This window comes from Pseudooceanicola onchidii (genome assembly GCF_004959925.1).
Lineage (GTDB): Bacteria > Pseudomonadota > Alphaproteobacteria > Rhodobacterales > Rhodobacteraceae > Pseudooceanicola > Pseudooceanicola onchidii.
In genome coordinates, this window is the sequence record NZ_SPUW01000004.1 from 87879 (window position 1) to 108668 (window position 20790).

Below are 20790 nucleotides of genomic sequence, written 5' to 3' on the forward strand. Positions count from 1 at the left end.
GCACTTTGACACGAATTGGAAGCAAGATATCGCAGCGCATCACGCGTTTGCGAAGGGAGAGGATTTATGTCTGAACGGCTGCGCGGCAAAGTGGCACTTGTGACCGGTGGCGGCATGGGTATCGGCCGGGCCATCTGCGAAGCATACGCCCGCGAAGGTGCCGCGGTCGGCGTGTTCGACCTCAAGACCGAGATCGCAGATGACGTCGCCAGGACGATCTGCGACGCGGGCGGTCGGGCGATGCCGATTGTCGGGAACGCGGCAAAACGCACCGACATTTTCGCCGCGGCCGACGCGCTGAAGGCGGAATTCGGACCCGTCACGCTGCTGGTCAACAACGCGATGTACAACCGGTATGGCCCGCTTGAAGCGCAGGACGAAAAGACCATCGGCCTGATGATCGACGTCGGCTTCAAGGGCGTGATCTGGGGCTACCAGGCGGTCATTCCGCAGATGCGCGAGGCCGGGGGCGGTGCGATCGTCAACATCGCCTCGCCGTCAGCCGTGATCGCGATGAAGGATGGCATCATGTACAGCGCCATCAAGGCGGCAGTTGCAGCTGCGACCCGGTCGGGCGCTGCAGAGTTCGGACCAGACAACATCCGTGTCACCGCCATAGCCCCCGGACCCACGCAGACCGACGGTGCCATGCGCGTCGTCACCGAGGACGGGTGGGAGAGGCGGCGCGAGCGCATCCCGATCCGTCGGCTCGGCAAGCCGTCCGACATGGCGGACGCGGCCGTGTTCCTTGCCTCGGAGGAGGCGTCTTTCATCACCGGCGACATGCTCTTCGTCGACGGAGGAATAACCTACGCCTTTTCATAGGCGGGGCAAACAGGGCGGCCAAGAGGAGGGCCGTCCACAATATTGGGAGGTAAGACATGAACTACTTCACTAAAGGCGGGCTGTCGGCAGCCCTGCTTGCGGCCACGGCGCTGACATCCGTTCAGGCCCATGCCGAAATTTCCGATGGTGTGATCCGGATCGGCGTGATGAACGACCAGTCCGGGCCCTACGCCGACAACTGCGGCGCGGGCTCTGTCACTTCGGTGAAAATGGCCATTGCCGATCACGGCGGGTCGGTCAACGGGATGCCGGTCGAGGTCGTCATCGCCGACGACCAGAACAAGCCCGACATCGGCGTTGCGCAGGCGCTGAAATGGGTCGAGGCCGAAGGCGTCGATGCGATCGTCGGCTGTTCGGCATCGTCCATTGCATTGGCCGTGACCGACGTCATGGCGACGCATGAAAAACCCTACATGATCGCGGGCACGGCCACGACCGAGACCACGAACTCCAAGTGCACGCCCTACAACACCAACTGGGCCTACAATACCTACACGCTGGCCAAGGGGTCGGTGATGTCGCAGCTCGCCCAAGGGCTGGACGAGTGGTACTTCATCACCGTCGACTACACCTTCGGCAAGGCTTGGCAGGAAGACGCGACGAAGTTCATCGAAGCCAATGGCGGCAAGGTGCTTGGGTCGATCCTGCATCCGCTTGGCGCGACCGACTTCTCGTCGCAGCTGCTGCAGGCTCAGGCCTCGGGGGCCAAGGTGATCGGCATCGCCAACGCCGGCTCCGACCTGGCGAACGTGCTGAAGCAGGCCAAGGAGTTCGGTATCGCGGAGGCGGGCCAGAAGCTTGCGCCGCTTGGCATGCAGGTCAACAACGTGCACGGCATCGGGCTTGAAACGATGCAGGGCCTGATCGCGTCGGCCCCGGCCTACTGGGACCAGAGCGACGAAACCCGCGCGTTTTCGGACAAGTGGAGCGCGGAGATGAACGGCCGCAAGCCAAACGAGTCGCAGACCGTGACCTATTCGGCCGTGAACCACTACCTGAAGGCCATCGAGGCCGCAGGGTCGGACGCAGGTCCAGACGTGATGGCCAAGATGCGTGAGATCCCGATCGACGACCTGTTCACCAAGGCTACGATCCGTGAAGACGGCGTGATCTACCGGGACATGGTGCAGGTCCAGGTGAAGACCCCGGCGGAATCCTCGGGGGACTGGGATTACTACAAGGTCATCGGCGACCTGCCTGCCGAAGACGTCTGGGCCCCGCTGTCCGACAGCGCGTGCCCGCTGGTCAACAAGTGATCGGCGCTGCGCGGCCCGGACAACCGGGCCGCGCACTTCCAGAAGACGGTGCTGCCATGACCCTGACAATCACTGCCACCCGCGTCGCCGACACGCCCGACATGCTAGGCGAAAGCCCGGTCTGGGATGACCGTATTGGTCGGCTGTACTGGGTCGACGGCGTGCGGCGGCTGATCCGGTACCTCGATTATGCCGAGAACACGATCGGCGAGATCCAGATGCCGTCGATGGTCGGCTGCGTCGGGCTGACCGAGGACGTGGGCCGGGTCATCACCGGGCTGCGCGACGGCATTTACCTGGCTGACGTGGCGACCGGCGCTGTCGATGCGCTGTACCGTCCCGAACCGATGGATGATCGGGTCCGCTTCAACGACGGCAAGGTCGACCGACAGGGGCGTTTTGTCTGCGGCACCATGGGCGTGCAGGCAGACCCGGTGGCAGAGCTGGTGCGGGTGACGGGCAAGGGCGTGACCGACCGTCTGGCCTCGGGCATCCGTATTTCCAATTCGATCTGTTTCAGCCCCGACGGCGAGACATTCTATTTCTCGGACAGCCTGGACCGGCAGATCCGGGCCTACCATTATTCCGCCTCCGATGACCCCCTGACCGAGCCGCGGGCGCATATCGACACGCGCGATTACCGGTCTGGACCCGATGGCGCCACGGTGGATGCCGAAGGCTTCATCTGGGTGGCGCTGGTCCACGCCGGCAAGATCGGGCGGTTCGCCCCCGATGGCAAGCTCGACCGCCTCGTGGAGGCACCGGTCGACATGCCAAGCTGCGTGTCCTTCGGAGGTCCGGAGATGACCACGCTCTACATGACGTCCATCAAGGATTCGGGGTCAGGACGGGCCATTTCGCGGCACCCCTATGGGGGTCACCTTTTCGCACTTGAAGGTCTGGGCGTGACCGGCCTTCCCGAACCGAGGTTCAAGATTGATGGATGATGTCCGCCCGGTCTCTGGCGCTTTCGCGTCGCTGATCTCACCCAGAAGCGTGGCGGTGATCGGCGCGTCGGATGACGTCCGCCGGATCGGTGGCCGTCCGTTGCGCTACATGCGCGAGGCCGGTTTTGCGGGGGCGATCTATCCGGTCAACCCGAAACGCGACGAGGTGCAGGGGCTAAAGGCCTATGCCTCGGTCGCGGACCTGCCCGAAGTGCCGGACACGGTGATCCTGGCGTTGCCTGCGCAGGCGACCTTGAAGGCGGTCGAAGACTGCGTCGCCCGCGGCGTTCGATCGGGCGTTGTCTTCTCGGCCGGCTTTGCCGAGGCCGACGAGGTGGGGGCCGACCTGCAGGACAAGATCGCGTCGGTTGCCCGCGACGGCGGGATGCGGCTGCTTGGGCCCAACTGTCTTGGCGTGATGAACCCCGGGATTGGCTACTATGGCACCTTTTCGGTGATCCTGGACGGCGCATTCATCCAGCCCGGGCCGGTCGGGATCGTGTCGCAAAGCGGTGCCTACGGATCCCACCTGGCGCATCTCGCACGGGAGCGTGGGCTGGGCCTGAGCCAGTTCATCACCACCGGAAACGAGATGGACATCACCTTGGCCGAGGCGCTGGAGCACGCGATCGCTCAGCCCGAAACCCGTGTGGTCATGGCCTATGCGGAAGGGATCGCCGATGGTGACCGGTTCCGCGCGGCGCTGGACCGGGCGCGGCAAACCGGCAAGGCGATCGTCTTCATGAAGACGGGCCGGACGGATGTGGGGGCCAAGGCGGCTGCGTCTCACACGGCCTCGCTGGCCGGGTCGGACGCCGTATTCGACGCGGTCTTGCGCCAGTACGGGGTCTATCGCGCGCGCACCACGGCCGAACAGATCGACATCGCCTATGCCGCCGCGCAGGGACGCTTTCCGACAGACAACAAGGTGGGCATCTTCACCATGTCCGGCGGCTTCGGCATCCAGCTGGCCGACGATTGCTCGGACGCGGGGCTGGACGTGGCCCCGATGCCCGACGCGGCGCAGGCCGACTTGAAGGCGCTGCTGCCCTTTTCCTCTCCGGTCAACCCGGTGGATGCGACTGCCCAGGCGGTCAGCGACTGGGAGATCCTGACTGCTTTCGTGAAGGCGATGATGGAGAAGGGCGGATACGACATGTTCTCGGCGATCCTTGGAACCGGCCCGTCCAGCCAGAGCTTTGCCAAACCGCTGCGCGACGCTCTGATGGAGGGTTTGTCGACCCGTGGCGACAGCATTCGCGGACTGACCATGTCCGCACCGCGCGACGTGGTGGCGGACTACGAAGCCGACGGGTTCCTTGTCTACGAGGACGGCGCGCAACTGGCGCGGGCCTTCGGGGCGCTGGTCAGTTTCGGCAAGTCCTTCGCCCAGGACGGTGACCGGATCGACCCGGTCGATCCGATAGACCTGCCGGAGGGACCGCTGAGCGAGGCCACGGCCAAGGCGGTGCTGCGAAGGGCCGGATTGCGCTTTGCAGACGAACGTCTGGCGACCACCCCCGGTGAAGCGGCCGAGGCAGCTTCGGGGTTCGGGTTCCCGATTGCGATGAAGATCTGTTCCCCGGATATCGCCCACAAGACCGAAGTCGGCGGCGTCGCCCTCGGGCTCGGCTCGGCCGAGGAGGTGCGGGCGGCGGCGGAAGAGATGTTGCAGCGGGTCGCGTCAAAGGTGCCTTCGGCCCGGATCGAGGGCGTGCTGGTAGCGCCGATGATCAAGGGCGGGGTCGAAACGATTGTCGGTGTGCACGATGATCCGACATTCGGACCGGTGGTGATGTTCGGACTTGGCGGGATCTTCGTTGAGGTTCTCAAGGATGTGACCTTCCGCGTCGCGCCCTTCAGCCTGGCCGAGGCGCACCGCATGATCCGAGAGATCCGCGGCTATCCGGTGCTGGAAGGGGTCCGGGGCGAAGCACCGGCGGACATCCAGGCGCTGGCGCAGCTCTTGTCGGATCTGTCCCGCTTTGCGTCGGCACACCGGGACCGGATCGCGGGTGTCGACCTCAACCCCGTGCGTGTCCTTCCCGACGGGCAGGGCGTGATGGCGCTGGACGCCCTGATGGACTTGAAACCGGAGGAGGGGGCATGAGCGATCCCAGACTCGAAGCGCTGTTCGACAAGGAGGCGATCCGCGACTGCATCCACCGGTACTGCCGTGGCATCGACCGCGCGGACGAAGCGGCCCTGCTGTCGTCCTATTGGCCCGATGCGCACGACAGCCACGGGGCCTACGATGGCCCGGTATCGGGATTTTTCGAACAGGTGCGCGCGACCTGGGCTCGTGGCCCGCGCAACATCCACAACGTCGGCAACATCCTGATCGAGTTCATCGGGAACGGGCAAGCGGCGGTCGAGACCTATTTTATCGCCTATCAGCGCGGGACGGGGCCCGACGGCGTCGAACGTCAGGTCCTGCTGTGCGGGCGGTACTGCGATCTTTTCGAAAAGCGCAAAGATGAGTGGCGGGTGCTGAAACGGACGGTCGTCTATGACTGGGTCGATCATCAGCAGCCCCCGTCAGAGGGCGAAGCAGAACGGTTCGGTCCGCGGACACCGATCGGCGGTGACCATCCCGACGATCCGATCTACGCGATCTGGCCGACACGAAGCTAGCGGTATGAGTTCACCCGGAGCGGCACATATGCAGGACGCGGTTTCCGAAGCGGAGTACAAGTACGCGATGCGTCGCGTCGTGTCGCCCGTCGCCGTGATCACCGCGAGGTCGGGCACCGCCCGCAACGGGCTGACGGCAACCGCGATCTGTTCGGCCACGACCGAACCGCCGACAGTGGTGGTGTGCGTGAACCGCCAGGCCCGGGCTTTGCGCCTGATCGAGGAGAGCGGCACCTTCGCGGTGAACTTTCTCAGCGAACAGCAGTCAGACCTTGCCCGCACCTTCTCGACCCATGGGCTTGAGGGAGAGACCCGGCTGGGATCGGCAAGCTGGACCACGCTGAAGACCGGTGTCCCGATCCTCGCGTCGTCGGTCAGTTCGTTCGACTGCGTGCTGGAAAAGTCGCTGACGCATGGCACGCACGAAGTCCTGTTCGGCCGCGTCGTGGCCGTCACGAGTACGGAATCCAATGCGCTGCTCTATCGCGACGGGTTCTTCCGTCGCATCGCCCCCGAGTAGGGCGGGCAGGCGCAGTTCAGATCAGACCGGAGGAGCAGATCATGAGCAAGACCAGTCAGGGCGCGGAACGCGTCGACGTGATTGTGGTAGGTGCGGGCTTCGGCGGCATGTACGCCGTCTACAAATTCCGCGAGGAAGGCTACAACGTCGTCGGCATCGAGGCCGGCGGCAACGTGGGTGGCGTGTGGTACTGGAACCGCTATCCGGGCGCGCGCTGCGACCTGATGTCGGTCGACTATTCCTACGGCTTCTCGGACGAGGTGCAGCAGGAGTGGAGCTGGTCGGAACAATTCGCGGGCCAGCCCGAAATCCTGGCCTACGCCAATTTCGTCGCCGACCGGCTGGACCTGCGCAAGGACTTCCGTTTCGACACCCGTGTCACCAGCGCGAAGTGGGACGAAGCACAGAAACTGTGGCGTTGCACGACCGATGACGGCGCGGTGCTCGAGGCACCTTTCTGCATCATGTCGACAGGCCCGCTGTCGATCCCCAAGGATCCCGACATCCCCGGTATCGACAGGTTCAAGGGGCCGATCTATCGCGCCCAGAAATGGCCGCACGAGGAGATCGACTTTACCGGCAAGCGCGTCGGCCTGATCGGCACCGGGTCCACCGGCATCCAGATCACCCAGGAAGTCGGACGCAAGGCGGGCGAACTCTATGTCTTCCAGCGCACGCCGAGCTGGACGCTGCCGATGCGGAACCACGATCTTGACGAGGATTACCTGGCCGAGATGAAGGCGAACTATCCGGCCATGCGGCAGGCCATGAAGATGAACCCGACGGGCGGCACGCGGCCCGTGTCGACACGCCCCTTCTTTTCTTTGCCGCCGTCGCAGCGCAAAGACGTGATGGAGCACGCCTGGCAGGACGGCGGACACACGTTCCTCGCCTGTTTCTCGGATCTGCTGTCGAACCAGGCCGCCAACGATCAGGTTTCGGATTTCGTGCGCGACAAGATCGGCCAGATCGTCGAGGATCCCGAGGTCGCCGAGGCGTTGAAGCCCAAGGGCTATCCGATCTTCGCCCGGCGTCCCTGTCTCGATACCGAGTATTACGAGACCTACAACCTGCCGACTGTGCACCTGAAGGACTGCCTGAAGGATCCGATCGTCGAGATCACCGAAAAGGGCATCCGGACCGAGTCTGGCGAAACCGAACTGGACATGCTCATTTTCGCCACCGGCTACGACGCGCTGACCGGTGCCCTGCTGGCGTTCGAGGTGGTCGGACGGGACGGCGCGCTCTTGAAGGACAAGTGGGCCTCGGGTCCGCGGTCCTACCTGGGCATGATGGTCGACGGCTTTCCGAACATGATCGCGACCAGCGGGCCGAACGGCCCTGCCGCGCTGGCCAACCTGATCACCATCGCGGAGAACGACGTCGACTGGGCCGCGGACCTTGTCGGCCACATGAAGCGTGAAGGCCTGTGTTCGGTCGAAGTGACCGAGAAGGCGGTGGACAGCTGGATGGACGAGGTGTTCCGCCTGGCCGAGCCGTCGCTGATCCGCAAGGCCCAGACGTGGTGGGTCGGATCGAACGTCAAGGGCAAGCCGACGGGCCTGTCGATGTATATCGGCGGCTTCAACAACTATCGCGCCCACTGCCAGGCGGCAAAGGCCGCCGGCTATCCCGGCCTGACCTTCGAAAAGGAACTCGAATCCTCCCTGTCGTAATCTGTACGACACTGGCGGGCAGGCATCGTCCTGTCCGCCATTTTTTACGGTTCAGGACAAGAAACAGCCCCGTCCCGGTAGGCCGGGCGGGGCTGTGACATGTGAAGGCCGGATCAGGATCGGCCTTCGCTACGTTGCGCGAACGGGAGGGAACGCGCTTCGTTCATTGCAGGGTCGCAGGCGCCGCAGAAGTCGCCTTGATCACCCCGTCATAGTTCATGAGCGCCGGGCCTTCGCTGGCGTCGCTGGTCGCGATGACCTGTCCGATCAGCACGGTATGCGTGCCTGCGATCTGCGCCGAGATCGGCGTGCAGACCAGGGTCTGGTGCGAGGTCGTCAGCACAGGCGCGCCCGTCTCTGAACTTGTCCACTGGTCGTCGAACCGGTCTGCCCCGCGCAGGCCGGTGCGCCCGGCGAAGGTCAGGGCGACGTCTTCCTGCAGCCCGCTCAGGATGTTCACGCTGAACACCGGGGCGGTGCTGATCGGGTCATGCGACGACGTCGACCGGTTGAGACAGACCAGAACCATCGGCGGTTCGGCCGAGACCGAGGTAAAAGCCGAGACGGTCATGCCCCGCCGGTCGTCCCCTTCGCCGCTGGCAACGATGCAGACGCCGCTTGCAAACTTGCGCATCGCATTGCGGAAGTCGTCGGGGCTGACGGGATGGGTTGCAGGGATCAGGTCGATATGGGCCCTGATCGCCCCTTTCGGTCCTGTCCAGCCCTTGCTTTCCGCATAGGCGCACATCTTTCCAAAGTCCTCGGTCCAGGCCGGATCCCCGGCCATGGACGACAGGGCGCGGATTGCGTCTGGTCGCACCCAGGCATGGGTCACGGCGTCCGACGTCGGCTCGGCAACCGGGGCCAGCGCGGCGATCGCGCTGGACCTTAGCCGTTCGTCGAGGGCGATGGAGAACTGCTTGAAGTCCTCCGGTGCCTCGAGACGCGGCGGGGTATCTTTCATCAGGACGATGCGCATGGCGTCACGCGTTGACGGCCTTGGCCGTCACAGTTTCAGTGCCAAGCGCCTTCTTGATCGCCGGGATGATCGTGTCGCCCCAAAGCTCGATCTGCTTGAGCATGGTCTTCTGGTCGAAATCGCCCAGCTGGGTCTGAAGCGCGATGTGCTTTGGCTTGAGGATCTCGATCTCGGCCAGCATCCGGTCAATGACCTGATTCACGCTGCCCACGGGCAGGTTGGCGGCCATTTCGTCCAGGCTCATTTCCTTGTTCAGCGGCACCTCCTGCATAAGATAACCGTCATCGGTCTGTTGGCGGCGGTCCCGCAGGCTTTCCGACAGGCGGCGGGCAAACCGGGCACTGTCAAGGTAGCTTTCGATTTCTGATTTGTTGTCCGACGCATAGCCGCAGCGAAGGAAGCCAACTTTGGTGTCATCAAGGTTGGTACCGGCGGCGTCTGCAGAGTCCTGAAGCTTGTCGCGCAGGCCCCGGATCGCGTCCAGATCGCCATGCAGAACGGTGACGAACAGGTTGTGCCCTTCCTTCATCGCACGCTCGCGCACCTTGGGGTTGCCGGTGGTCACCCAGATCGGCGGCATCGGATCCTGCACGCAGCGGACCGAGATCGAGCTGGGCGGGATGTCGAGGTACTTGCCGTGGTATTCAAAAATGTGTTCTTTCAGGGCCAGCGGGATCAGGTCCATGTATTCCTGAAACATCGGGCCGGCCTCGGCCAGGTTGGTGCCGAAGCGCTCGAATTCGAATTCCTGGTAGCCCGACCCGATGCCAAGCTCGAGCCGACCATTCGATACCGTATCCACAAAGCCGACCTCGGCCAGGAAACGCGCAGGGTGATAGAGCGGCAGGATGCAGACGGCAGAGCCCAGCCGGATCTTCGACGTCTTGCCTGCGCAATGCGCCACCGTCATCAGCGGCGAAGGCGACAGGGAGTAGTTGTTGAAGTGGTGCTCGGCATACCAGGCGGCGTCGAAGCCTGCCTGCTCGGCAAGCACGGTCTGTTCGACCGAGTTGTCGATGACCTCTTTCGAGCTCTGCTTGTAGTTGCGCTGCTGCGCGAGTGTGAAAACACCGAACTCCATTGCGATTCCTCCCTTGGTGCAACTGTCGGACCCAAGGTAACTTCTTTTGAAATTCGCCTTAATAAGGTAATATCGATCAACACCTTTTCGTAAAATGGAAAAGCGATGGACAAGCTGAGAGCGATGGAGCTTCTGGTGGCGACCGCGGAAACCGGCAGTTTTTCGGCCGCCGGCCGTCGCTTCAACTTGTCTCCAGCCAGCGTCTCCCGGCATGTGTCGGACCTGGAGGCGCATCTTGGCGTGACGCTGGTGCACCGGTCCACACGGAACCTGACCTTGGCCGAGGCAGGGGAAACCTTCGTCGCGCGCGCCGAGGGCATCCTGGCCAGCATCCGCGCCGCCGAAGCCGACACCGCGTCGCTTCAGGATGTGCCGCGTGGCGTCTTGCGGGTGCATTCCCGCACGATGTTCGGCATCGCGGTCCTGGCCAAACTGCAAAGCGACTTCGCCGCGCTTTATCCCGAGGTCACCGTGGAGCTTCACCTGTCGGAACGGCCCGCCCGGTTGCGGGAAGACGGATTCGACCTCGACTTCCGGATTGCGCCGCCGCAGGAGGCCGGTCTGATGCGCCGTCGTCTTTTCGCCAGCGAAAGGGTCCTGATTGCGTCGCCCGAGTATCTGGCGCAGGCGCCGACGCTGACTGCGCCCTCCGACATCCGGCACCATGCCTGCCTGCCCTACATCCTGGGACCGGACACGGCATACTGGCGGTTCATGAAAGGCGGCGAGATCGAAGAGATCGCTATTTCGGCGGCTTTTGCATCCAACAACGGCCAGGTGATCCTTGAAGCCGCAAGGCGCGGGCATGGCATCGCCCTTCTCGACGAATACACGGTGGCCGAAGACCTGAGGGAAGGTCGGCTGGTGCGCCTACTTCCGGACGTCCGCGTGACAAACGCAACATTCGAGGAAGGTATTTTCGCAACCTTCCTGGAAACCGTCCAGGTCCCCACGAAACTGCGCGTGTACCTCGATTTTGTTGCTGCCTCGTGGCAACGGTTTGCGGGGCTGACCGATAATGTTGCGCCGCGGCATTGACCGCCCGGTCAGTCACGCCGTAAGCTGTTTTGACCGTTGCGATCAAGGGCTGCTGAGCATGAAGGACGATCCGAAATCCATGATATCCGGGGAAGGTGATGCACCTGCCTACAGCCCCCGCGTCCTGGAAATCCTCGAAGTCGGCGCGCGCATTTTCGCAGAAAAGGGTTTCGACGCCGCGACCATGCGGGACGTGTCCGAGGCCTCGGGCGTGTCGAAGGCGCTGCTGTACCATCATTTCGAAAGCAAGGATCAGTTCTTTGCCCAGATCGCGACGCGGTCGGCGCGGCGTCTGAACGATTTTGTCATCGAACGCATTCCCGAGCAGGGCACGGCGGCCGAAAAGGTCCGTGCGTTCATGATCGCCATGGCCGAGTTCTTCCAGGAATACAGATGGGCCTGGATCGCGGCGAGCACCGCATTCTGGAATGATCCGGACCGGCACCGCCAGGCCGAACGCATGGAACGGCGGGCCCAATTGGAACACACGCTGCGGGACCTGATCCGCGAGGGCGTCGACAACGGCGAGTTCAACGAGATCGATCCCGCCATGACCGGCCGTCTGATCCTGTCGGGTATCAACTGGATGCACCGTTGGTACAACCCGAAGAAGGAAATGACCGCAGCGCAGATCGTGGACGCGTACTTCGGCATCCTGCTGCAGGGCCTGGCAAAGCGCTAGTCCGCCATCCGCTTCCGAGGGATGTGGGTCATCAGCGTTCGCGTAAAGCCTCCGTCCACCAGGATTTCCGCACCGTTCACGTAATCGGCCCGGTCACTGGCCAGGAACAGCACGGCGTCCGCGATGTCCTGCGGCGTTCCGATCCGACGGGACGGCACCACGTTCTCGCGGGCTTCCCTGTCCATGGGGTCGGCGTAGAACCGTTCGCTGAGGGGCGTCAGGATCAGCCCAGGGCTGACCATGTTGCTGCGAAGGCCCTCGGGCCCCCATTCCACGGCCTGTTGCTGGGTCAGCATCGACAAGGCCGCCTTGCCGGGCGAATAGGCGGACCCAAGCGGAACCGCGTGCGTGGCCGCGATGGACGAGATGTTGACGATTGCGCCGGGCTGCCCGGGTGCGCGGAGCTTGCGGAACGTCTGCGCCGTCAGCAACGCCGCCGTCATGTTGACGGTCATCTGGAGGTTGAAATCCGCCTCGCTGACATCGGCCAGCGCCGATGGCAGGGACATCGCGGCAACATTCACCAGGATCGTCGGGGCGCCTGAGGTTTCGGCTGCGGCCCGGAGTGTCGGAGCGATGGACGCGGTGTCCGACAGATCAAGGGGCCGCGCGACATGGCCGGGCCCAAGGGACTCGGCCGTGCGCGCAAGGCCGTCGGCGTCGCGGTCGAATATCGCAAGCCTCACGCCTTCGGCGGCGAAGCTGCGGGCGATGGCACTGCCGATGCCGCCGGCGGCGCCGGTGACGAAGGCGATGCGGTTTTCGAGGTTCAGCCAGCTCATGATGGTGCGCGCCGGGCTGCCCCGGCGCGATCCTTTGTATCAGATGTCATTCTAGGGTGATGTTGTTGTCCGTGACGACCTTGCCCCAGAACTCCTTGTCACTGTCCAACTGGGCCTGAAGGGCGTCCGCACCACCCACCTGGGGGGTCATCCCGACCTTGAACATCTTGTCCTGAAGGTCCTGATCCTGCATCGCGTTCTGGACCGCAGTGCTGACCTTGGAGGTCATCTCGTCCGGGGATCCGGCCGGTGCCATCACGCCGAACCAGAAGGACGACACCAGGCTCGGAAAGCCGAGTTCGGTCGTCGTCGGCAGATCGGGGAACTGCTCCATCCGCTCGGGCGTGGTCACTGCGAGGATCTTGATGTCGCCGGCCTTCTGATGTTCGAGCAGCGAAATCGGGGACGAGAAGTTCAGCTCGTTCTGGCCGCCGATCATATCGACAAGGCTTGACGGGTTGTTGCGGTAGGCGACATCGTTCATCTCGACGCCCAGTTCCTTCTTCAGGGTCAGGCCGAACAGGTGGGTCACGCTGCCGGGGCCAAGCGTCGCGTAGCGCAGCGGCTTGCCGGTCTGCTTGGCGTAATCGGCCAGACCTTCGATCGTGTCCACGCCGATCGCGGTCGGTACTGTCACCGTCAGCGGACCGCTGAGCATCGTGGCCACAGGTTCAAAGCTGTCGAACCCATAGGGCAGGTTCGGGCGCAGCAGGATGTTGAGAGAGATCGGGCCGGTTGCCCCGATCAGGTAGGTCAGACCGTCGTTTTTGGCCGCGGCGACATAGGATGCGCCGATGATTCCATTCGCGCCGGGCTTGTTTTCCACCAGGACGGTTTGACCGAGCTCGGTGGTCATCATGTCGGCAACCTGCCGGACGATTCCGTCGATTAGACCGCCGCCGCCATAGGGCACGACAAGGGTGATCGGTTCGTCTGATTGGGCGACTGAAGCCTGGGGTAGGCCAAGCGCGACGGTGGCGCCAACCGCAGCAATCGCGGCACGGCGAGTCAGTTTGAACATAATTTCTCCTCCATTTTCAGGCTTTTAAACCCGTTCTCCGTAGGTAGCTGCCACGGATGAATGCATAGACGCTAGGACTGACCGGACAGTCAGTCAATCTTGAATTTCCTGTTGTCAGCCATTTTGCCGGGTGCTACCTATTGGGCTGACCGGCTGGTCAGTCAGGGTATGGAGAGCCCTAGCGGAGGAGAAAACATGACTTACGAAACGCTGCGATTCGATCTGGACGGCCATGTGGCTGTCGTGACGCTCGATCGCCCGCCGGTGAACGCGCTGAACCGGAAGGCGCGCGCCGAAATCATTTCTGCCTTCGATGAAATTTCCGCCCGGGATGATATCCGCTGCGCGGTGCTGACCGCGAACGGGAAGGTGTTCTGTTCCGGTGCGGACCTGAAGGATCGGCCCGATCAGGACGTTCCCGGCGACTTCCTTGAACACAACCGCATCACCCGTGAAACGGGCAATGCCATCCGCGAATGCGCCAAGCCGGTGGTCGCCGCGGTGAACGGCGCTGCACTGGGTGCGGGCCTTGGGTTGATGGCCGCCTGTGATATCTATTACGCGTCCGAAAACGCGACCTTCGGCATGCCGGAAATCAACGTCGGCCTTGCCGGCGGCGCCTCGATGCTCAACACCCTGTTCGGCCGGTCGACCATGCGCCGGATGTTCATGACCGGGGTGCGGCTGACCGCGGCCGAACTTCTGGACCGAAGCATCATCGAGGCCGTGACGACGCAGGAAGACCTGCTGCCGACAGCCATGGGCGTCGCGCAGGACATCGCGTCGAAAAGCCCGCTTGCGATCCGCTATGCCAAGCAGGCGCTGACCCTCGTGGAACACATGCCGCAGCGCGATGCCTACCGGATGGAACAGAACTACACCATGGCCCTGTCCAAGACCGAGGACGCCAAGGAAGCGCGCATGGCTTTCCTTGAAAAGCGCGAACCGAAATTCACGGGGCGCTGAGATGGCTGCAGATCGGACCTTGGGCCGGGGGCTGGACAGTATTTTCCGTCCGTCCTCCATCGCCATCATCGGTGCATCCACCGACGCCCGCAAGACGGGCGGTCGGCCGGTGCACCTGCTGAAGAAGCACGGATATCAGGGCCGGATCTTTCCGGTGAACCCCAAGGGCGGTGACATCCAGGGGTTGCCCGGCTTCACAGGCGTTTCCGAGCTTCCTGAAACCCCGGACCTGGCATTGATCGCGGTTCCGGGCGCAGGGGCCCTGCAGGCGGCCCGCGATTGTGCCGCGCGCGGCGTGCCGTCGGTGATCGTCCTGTCGGCGGGCTTCGCCGAGCAGGGGCCGGAAGGCGCGCAGCGCCAGCACGCCCTGCGGGCCCTGGCGGACGATACGGGCATGCGGGTCCTGGGGCCGAACTGCCTGGGCACGGTCAGCGTTCCGGAAAAGGCGATCGGAACATTTTCGGTCGCCCTGGAAACCGAGATGCCAGCTGAAGGGCCGGTCGCCATCGTGTCGCAAAGCGGCAATGTCGGCAGCCTGGCGATGAAGATGCTGGGGCGCGGCGGAGCGGGGATCAGCCGGTTCCTCGCATCGGGGAACGAATGCGACGTGGATATCGCGGATGCGATCGCGTGGCTTGCGACAGATGACGCGACGCGGGTCATCCTTGTCTGCCTCGAGACCTGTCGAGATGCCGATCGGCTGACCCGGGCGCTCGATACCGCCCGCGCGTCGGGCAAACCGGTCATCGTTCTGAAGATGGGATCGTCGGACGCGGGCAAGGCCGCGGCGCTGTCGCACACGGGCGGGCTTGCCGGATCGGACAAGGTCTTTGATGCGGTTTTTGCAGAACACGGCGCGGTTCGGGTCCGTTCGTTGGAAATGCTGGTTCAGCTGGGCAGTGCCGCTGCCGCGCTTGGGGGTCGCCGTGTCAGCCCCAATGCCTCGCTCAGCATGATCGCAGCGTCGGGTGGGCTGGGGATCATGATGGCCGACGCCGCCGAAGAATTCGGCCTGGTGCTGAACCGCACGGGTGCGGCTGCGCAGGCGAAGATCCTGGAAGTCCTGCCGCTTGCCTCGCCGGTGAACCCGGTCGACGCCACCGCGCAGATGTCCGCCAATCCCGAAACCTTCGAGACCCTGCTGAACGCCGTGATCTCGGATGATGCGAACGAGGTAGCCTGCGTGATGATGGCGCTTGGCCTTGAGGTGCCACGCCTGCGCGACATCTACCTTTCGGCCCTTGAACGTGCGCGCGCGGCGCATCCTGATCGCGTCATCGCAGCCTGTGTCGCGGGTCCGGACGATGCGCTTCGGATCGTGAACGCCATGGGCGTGCTGACCTTCCCGACCATCGACGCCATGATGGAGGGGCTCGCGCATCTCGGCACGTTGACCGCACAGCGCGAGGCCGACCACGTGTCGCCCCCCGAGATCGAACCGGCTGCCTTGTCGCGCGCTTCGGTACGCAATGAGGCGGGTGCAAAGGCCGCGCTTTCCGGGGCCGGGCTCGTCTTCCCCGAAGAGGTGACGGTGACGTCGGCCACAGATGCGGCGGCGGCAGCGGACCGGATGGGCGAACCCGTCGCCATGAAGATCCTGTCCGCGGAAATCCAGCACAAGTCGGACATCGGTGGCGTCGAACTGGGCGTCACCGGCGGCGCGGCAGCCGCCGAGGCGTATGACCGCATCATGGCCGCCGCAGCGAAAAACGCGCCCGGGGCCAAGGTCGACGGCGTGCTTGTCGCGCCGATGATCACGGGGGGCACCGAACTGATCCTGGGGACAACGACCGACCCGATCTTTGGTCCGGTCATCATGGTCGGCCTGGGCGGAATCTATGCCGAGGTCTTCCGGGATACGGCCCTGCGCACCGCCCCTGTCAGCGAGGCGGATGCCATTGCCATGCTGCGCTCGCTCAGGTCTTTCGCCCTTCTTGACGGCGCGCGCGGCCGGCCCAAGGCTGATGTCGTGGCCGCCGCAAAGGCGATCGTCGCGCTGTCCGAATTTGCCGTGCGTCACGCTGCTGACGTTGCCGAGATTGATATCAACCCGCTCCTCGTCCGGGACGCAGGGAAGGGCGCCGTTGCCCTTGACGCCCTGATCGTGCCGCATGCGGACCAAACTGCTGAGGCCGCAGAATGACCCAGACCTCCGCCCTGGCCGTCGCGCCTTCCGAAACCCGATCTGTCGGCCCGCAAGCCAGGGCCTGGCTGGATGCCAACCTGCCTGACGCCCTGCGCGAAGACATGCTGCAGGACAATAAGCCGACGGTCGCCGACCTGTGCGACTGGGAAGCGAGGCTGCACAAGGCGGGTCTTGTCGGATCGACCTGGCCCGAGGCCTATGGCGGGCGCGGCCTTGGCCTGCGTGCGCATCTCGACATCAGCCGCGAGATCGGCCGAACCCCGATGCCGGAAAGCGTGAACTCGATCGGCAAGGAACTTGCCGGTCCGATCATCATGGCCGTGGGTCGCGAGGACCAGAAGCTGGACTATCTGCCCGCGATTCTCGAGATGCGCGATATCTGGTGCCAGGGCTTTTCCGAGCCGAACGCCGGGTCGGATCTGGCCGGGCTGCGCACGAAGGCAGAAAAGACCGCCGATGGCTGGGTCGTGAATGGCCAGAAGATCTGGACCTCGGGCGCGTCGAAATCCAGCCGCTGCCTGCTTCTCGCCCGGACCGGATCGGTCGAGGACCGGCATCGCGGGCTGGTGTTGTTCGCATTGCGCACGGACACGCCCGGCGTGGACATCCGGGAAATCCAGTCGATCGACGGAGAGAGATCCTTCTGCGAAGTCTTCTTCAACAACGTCGTGATCCCGGAAGAGGACATGCTGGGGTCGCCGGACGAAGGCTGGGCCGCGGCAACCCGTGTGCTGTCGATAGAACGGGCCACCAACCGGATGCACCGGTCCTGGCGGTTCGAGAATCAGCTGAACCACCTGGTGTCGGCCTGTGCGGCCAATCCGGCCACCCGCAAGCTGGTCGAGGTCGACTATGCCCGGCAGCTGGCTGACGTGTCGGTGAACATCGATCTGCTGAAAGGCCACGTCGAAACGCTGGTCGGATCGCTGATCGACGGCAACGAAATCGGTCCCCGTGGATCTCTGCCCAAGCTGTTCTGGAGCGAGGCACACCAGAATTTCGCCACCCTCGCGCTTGAGATCGTGTCGCGGTTCCCGCCGGACATGTCCGATCCGCTGCGCGCCGTACGTCGCCGCATGGAGGACATCTACATGAAGGCGCGGGCCGAAACGATCTATGCCGGAACAACCGAAATTCAGCTGGGCATCATCGCCAAGCGCATCCTGAAACTGAACCAGGGGAAGTGACGATGTCCGATCTCGATTTCTCTCCCGAGGATTTCTCGGATACCGCCCGCGCAGTGATGGAAGCCTGCGCAACCGCCGCCGATCTGCCCGCCCGGATCGCCCTTCTTGCAGAGGCCGGCCTGACCGGGATCCTTGCACCCGAGGATGACGGGGGAATGGGCCTTGCACTGGACTACGCCGTGCCCGTCCTGCGCGAGGCGGGGGCCGGTTTCCTTGCCGCGCCGCTGCTGGAAACCATGCTGCTGGCCCGCGCCTTTGCCGGCCAGGATGTCGCGGCTGAAATCGCCGGGGGAAAGACCCTGGCAACCATCGCTTGGGTCGGTGAAATCTCGGGCCAGGGTGGTGTCGTCGGACGCGCGCCGCTTGGGGCCGAGGTCGCCAGTGTGCTTGTGTTCCGCACCGATGGAACTGCGGTTCTGGTCACGCTCGGAGACGGGGCCGAGGCACAGGCGGACGACAGTCTCGATCTGGAACGTCCCGAAGCCACGATCACGGTGAAGGACGTCAACGGACCGACGCTTGACGCGACGCAGGTCAAGGCACTGCTGCACGCGGCGCAGATCCTGCGGTCGGCCCTGATCCTCGGCGCGTCCGAAGATGCGCTGAAACGGGCGGCCGACTATGCACAGGAACGGGTCCAGTTCGGCAAGCCCCTGTCGGCCTACCAGGCGGTCCAGCATCACCTCGCGCGCCAGTGCCTGGCGGTCGAGACCATCCGCAATTCGATTGCACGCAGCCTGTCCGCACATTGCGAGACCCCCGTCGCCGCGGCCCGGGCAACCTTTGTCGGGTCGTGCGACCTTGGGGCTTTCGTGGCTGAAAATGCCATCCAGGTGCACGGGGGCATGGGCTTTACCTGGGACGTGCCGCTGCACCGTCACCTGCGGTTTGCCCGCACGCTGGCAGCCCAGGGGAAAGCGGCAGAACTGAAAGAAGACGTGATGCAGCAGCTGCTGTCGGGTCAGGACAAGGAAAAGGAGCCGGCCCATGGCTGACAAGACCGTCGCACTTATCACCGGTGCCGGGCACGGCATCGGCAAAGCCAGCGCCAAGCTCATGGCTGCCCGCGGCTGGACCGTCGGGATCAACGACCTGAAACCCGAGTTCGTCGAAGAAACCGTGGCCGAAATCGAAGCCATGGGCGGCAAGGCGATTCCGGTCGTCCAGAACGTTGCGACCCGTGACGGGGTGCGTGAAGCCGTGGACAAGGTGATGCAAGAGGCCGGGCAGCTTGATGTTCTGGTCAACAACGCGGCCTGGGTGCGGTATCAGGCGATCCCGGATATCGCGCCGGAAACGGTCGAGAGGATGGTGCAGATCGGGTTCACCTCGATCATCTGGGGCATTCAGGCCGCGGCCGAGGTCATGGACCCGGCGCGTGGTGGCGCGATCGTCAACGTCGCCTCTGCGGCGGCCTTCCGGTCCGCGCCCCGTTCGCTGGTCTACAGCGGCATCAAGGCCGGGGTCACCGGCCTGACCCGCGCGGCATCGGCCGAACTTGGCGCAAGCAAGATCCGCGTCAACGCCGTGGCCCCGTCGGCCATTCCGACCGAAGGCACCCAGAAGCACCGCAATGCTGAGCTTGATGCAAAGCGGATCGCCGCCACGCCGCTTGGCCGCCTGGGCACCGTCGACGACATCGCGCGTGCGGTGACTTATCTTTGCGCCCCCGAAAGCGACTTCATCACCGGTCAGGTGCTGTTGGTCGACGGCGGGATCTTCAGCGCCAACCTCTGAGGCCGCCCATGTCCGCGAACCGTTCAGATAAACACGCTCATCCCCGCCGCGCGCTTGTGACCGGCGGTGCGACGGGGATCGGCTGGGCCATCAGTCGGGCGCTGGCAGCGCAGGGCCTGACCATCGCGCTTGCGGACATCAACATCGCTGCGGCCCGGGACCGGGTCGCGGAGCTGGGTCAGGGGCATGTCGCGCTGGATGTCGATCTGTCCGATCTGTCGGCGGCAGCGACCCTGCCGGAACGGGCGGCGCAGGCGCTTGGCGGGCTCGATGTCATCGTCAACAATGCCGGCATCACCGACACGTCGGGACGCCGAATCGGAGAGATCCCCGACACGGATTTCGACAGGCTCGTCGCGGTGAACCTGGGAAGTGTCGAAGCGATTTGCCGGGCCGGTCAGGTCGTACTGGGGCAGGGCGGCGTGACGGTCAACCTCGCCTCGGGCGCGGCTTACAGGGCCCTGCCGCTGCGCGGCGCCTACAGCGCGACGAAGGCGGGGGTCGTTGCACTGACGGAAATGATGAACAGCCGGGCGCGGCCGCTAGGACAGCGGGTCTGCGCCGTGGCGCCGGGGTATGTCCGCACCGAACTGGTTGAAAGCCTGATCGCGAACGGTCGGCTGGATCCGGTCGTCGCGGCGTCGACCATACCGCTCGGTCGGCTTGGCACGCCCGAGGATATCGCGCAGGGCGTGGCGTTCCTTGCCTCTCCGCTAGGGGCCGTGATGGCGGGCAAATGCCTGGCCGTCGATGGTGGGACCGGTGCGTCCGGAGGCGCCACCGTGCAACCGCAGGACGCGGGATACACGGACGCTCCGGAGGGCGGCAGGCTGGTGGTGATCGGCGCGTCGTCTGACGCGGCCCGCGTCGCGGACACCCTGGATGACGCATCGCATGTCGAAACGGTCGCGGACCTCGGGACCTTCAGGTCGGCTTCGGCGGTGATCGATCTTGGTGGGTTGACAGCGATGGACACGGCATCGGCCCTCGCCCGGGCACGGGCCATCGCGGGGCAGATCGAAGAGCTTGCCCCGCCAAGGGGGTTCACACTTCTTATGTCGGTCCGCGCGACGGACCCTGTCGTCACCGCTGCGATGGACATGATGGCCCGGCTGCTGGCCATCGAATGGGGGTCACGGGGATATCGGGTCAACACGATCGGTTGGTCGGGTGACAGCCTGGACGGCCTGGCCGGGCTGGCGGCGTACCTGACGTCAGGTGCTGCGGGCTACGTGACGGGTCAGCTGATCCGCGCCGGGGCCGAAGGCTGAGGGACAGGACCTGCCGCCGCA

Annotated in this window: 19 protein-coding genes; 15 read left to right on the forward strand and 4 right to left on the reverse strand. The window is 64.5% G+C overall.

All coding sequences use genetic code 11. The annotated features are described in order from the left end of the window. The first annotated feature begins 66 nt into the window (after positions 1–66). From E4S58_RS17190 to E4S58_RS17220, 7 genes are read left to right on the forward strand one after another with little or no spacing between them, the layout of a single operon-like run. Positions 67–825 (forward strand): SDR family NAD(P)-dependent oxidoreductase, encoded by a 759-nt coding sequence (locus tag E4S58_RS17190; RefSeq protein WP_136637701.1) that lies wholly within the window; start codon positions 67–69, stop codon positions 823–825. A gap of 56 nt (positions 826–881) precedes the next feature. Next, positions 882–2102, forward strand: a complete 1221-nt coding sequence (locus E4S58_RS17195; RefSeq protein ID WP_136637702.1) for an ABC transporter substrate-binding protein — start codon at positions 882–884, stop codon at positions 2100–2102. Between the two features lie 56 nt (positions 2103–2158). Then, entirely contained in the window at positions 2159–3049 is an 891-nt protein-coding gene (locus tag E4S58_RS17200; protein WP_240789601.1) for an SMP-30/gluconolactonase/LRE family protein, read from the forward strand. After that, on the forward strand, positions 3042–5159 hold the full coding sequence (locus tag E4S58_RS17205; RefSeq protein WP_136637703.1) for an acetate--CoA ligase family protein: 2118 nt from the start codon (positions 3042–3044) through the stop codon (positions 5157–5159). The genes E4S58_RS17200 and E4S58_RS17205 overlap by 8 nt, the downstream gene beginning before the upstream one ends. Beyond that, positions 5156–5683: a nuclear transport factor 2 family protein gene (locus E4S58_RS17210; RefSeq protein ID WP_136637704.1), complete on the forward strand. Its 528-nt coding sequence runs from the start codon at positions 5156–5158 to the stop codon at positions 5681–5683. Before E4S58_RS17205 ends, E4S58_RS17210 begins: the two co-directional genes overlap by 4 nt. 28 nt (positions 5684–5711) lie before the next feature. Beyond that, positions 5712–6203, forward strand: coding sequence for a flavin reductase family protein (locus tag E4S58_RS17215; protein ID WP_169052720.1), 492 nt, complete (start codon positions 5712–5714; stop codon positions 6201–6203). A 41-nt stretch (positions 6204–6244) separates the two neighbouring features. Further along, the gene (locus E4S58_RS17220; RefSeq protein WP_136637706.1) at positions 6245–7879 is read left to right on the forward strand and encodes a flavin-containing monooxygenase; all 1635 of its coding nucleotides are present in this window, start codon (positions 6245–6247) and stop codon (positions 7877–7879) included. A 163-nt stretch (positions 7880–8042) separates the two neighbouring features. Here the strand turns inward: E4S58_RS17220 and E4S58_RS17225 are convergent, their stop codons facing one another. Both E4S58_RS17225 and E4S58_RS17230 read right to left on the reverse strand, forming a co-directional pair. Then, positions 8043–8843 carry a flavin reductase family protein gene (locus tag E4S58_RS17225; protein WP_240789602.1) on the reverse strand — a complete coding sequence of 267 codons (801 nt, stop codon included), beginning with the start codon at positions 8841–8843 and terminating at the stop codon, positions 8043–8045. 19 nt (positions 8844–8862) lie between these two features. Then, positions 8863–9939, reverse strand: coding sequence for an LLM class flavin-dependent oxidoreductase (locus E4S58_RS17230; RefSeq protein ID WP_136637708.1), 1077 nt, complete (start codon positions 9937–9939; stop codon positions 8863–8865). A 105-nt stretch (positions 9940–10044) separates the two neighbouring features. Here E4S58_RS17230 and E4S58_RS17235 point away from each other — a divergent pair, with 105 nt between their 5' ends. Further along, positions 10045–10977 (forward strand): LysR family transcriptional regulator, encoded by a 933-nt coding sequence (locus E4S58_RS17235; RefSeq protein WP_136637709.1) that lies wholly within the window; start codon positions 10045–10047, stop codon positions 10975–10977. Positions 10978–11035: 58 nt separating this feature from the next. Next, a complete protein-coding gene (locus E4S58_RS17240) occupies positions 11036–11659 on the forward strand; it encodes a TetR/AcrR family transcriptional regulator (protein WP_205965416.1) in 624 nt (207 codons plus the stop codon). Here E4S58_RS17240 and E4S58_RS17245 read toward each other — a convergent pair. Both E4S58_RS17245 and E4S58_RS17250 read right to left on the reverse strand, forming a co-directional pair. Next, positions 11656–12441: an SDR family NAD(P)-dependent oxidoreductase gene (locus tag E4S58_RS17245; protein WP_136637710.1), complete on the reverse strand. Its 786-nt coding sequence runs from the start codon at positions 12439–12441 to the stop codon at positions 11656–11658. The two genes, E4S58_RS17240 and E4S58_RS17245, sit on opposite strands and share 4 nt — an antisense overlap. A gap of 46 nt (positions 12442–12487) precedes the next feature. Continuing rightward, complete coding sequence (locus tag E4S58_RS17250; protein WP_136637711.1) at positions 12488–13462, reverse strand: Bug family tripartite tricarboxylate transporter substrate binding protein; 975 nt, start codon at positions 13460–13462, stop codon at positions 12488–12490. A gap of 195 nt (positions 13463–13657) precedes the next feature. Here E4S58_RS17250 and E4S58_RS17255 point away from each other — a divergent pair, with 195 nt between their 5' ends. From E4S58_RS17255 to E4S58_RS17280, 6 genes are read left to right on the forward strand one after another with little or no spacing between them, the layout of a single operon-like run. Beyond that, positions 13658–14428, forward strand: coding sequence for an enoyl-CoA hydratase/isomerase family protein (locus E4S58_RS17255; protein ID WP_136637712.1), 771 nt, complete (start codon positions 13658–13660; stop codon positions 14426–14428). A 1-nt stretch (position 14429) separates the two neighbouring features. Next, positions 14430–16571: an acetate--CoA ligase family protein gene (locus tag E4S58_RS17260; RefSeq protein ID WP_136637713.1), complete on the forward strand. Its 2142-nt coding sequence runs from the start codon at positions 14430–14432 to the stop codon at positions 16569–16571. Next, entirely contained in the window at positions 16568–17761 is a 1194-nt protein-coding gene (locus E4S58_RS17265) for an acyl-CoA dehydrogenase family protein (RefSeq protein WP_136637714.1), read from the forward strand. The genes E4S58_RS17260 and E4S58_RS17265 overlap by 4 nt, the downstream gene beginning before the upstream one ends. Before the next feature lie 2 nt (positions 17762–17763). Then, positions 17764–18756, forward strand: coding sequence for an acyl-CoA dehydrogenase family protein (locus E4S58_RS17270; RefSeq protein ID WP_136637715.1), 993 nt, complete (start codon positions 17764–17766; stop codon positions 18754–18756). Beyond that, a complete protein-coding gene (locus tag E4S58_RS17275) occupies positions 18749–19498 on the forward strand; it encodes an SDR family NAD(P)-dependent oxidoreductase (RefSeq protein WP_136637716.1) in 750 nt (249 codons plus the stop codon). Before E4S58_RS17270 ends, E4S58_RS17275 begins: the two co-directional genes overlap by 8 nt. Positions 19499–19506: 8 nt before the next feature. Then, positions 19507–20769: an SDR family oxidoreductase gene (locus tag E4S58_RS17280; RefSeq protein ID WP_136637717.1), complete on the forward strand. Its 1263-nt coding sequence runs from the start codon at positions 19507–19509 to the stop codon at positions 20767–20769. The last annotated feature ends 21 nt before the right edge of the window (positions 20770–20790 follow it).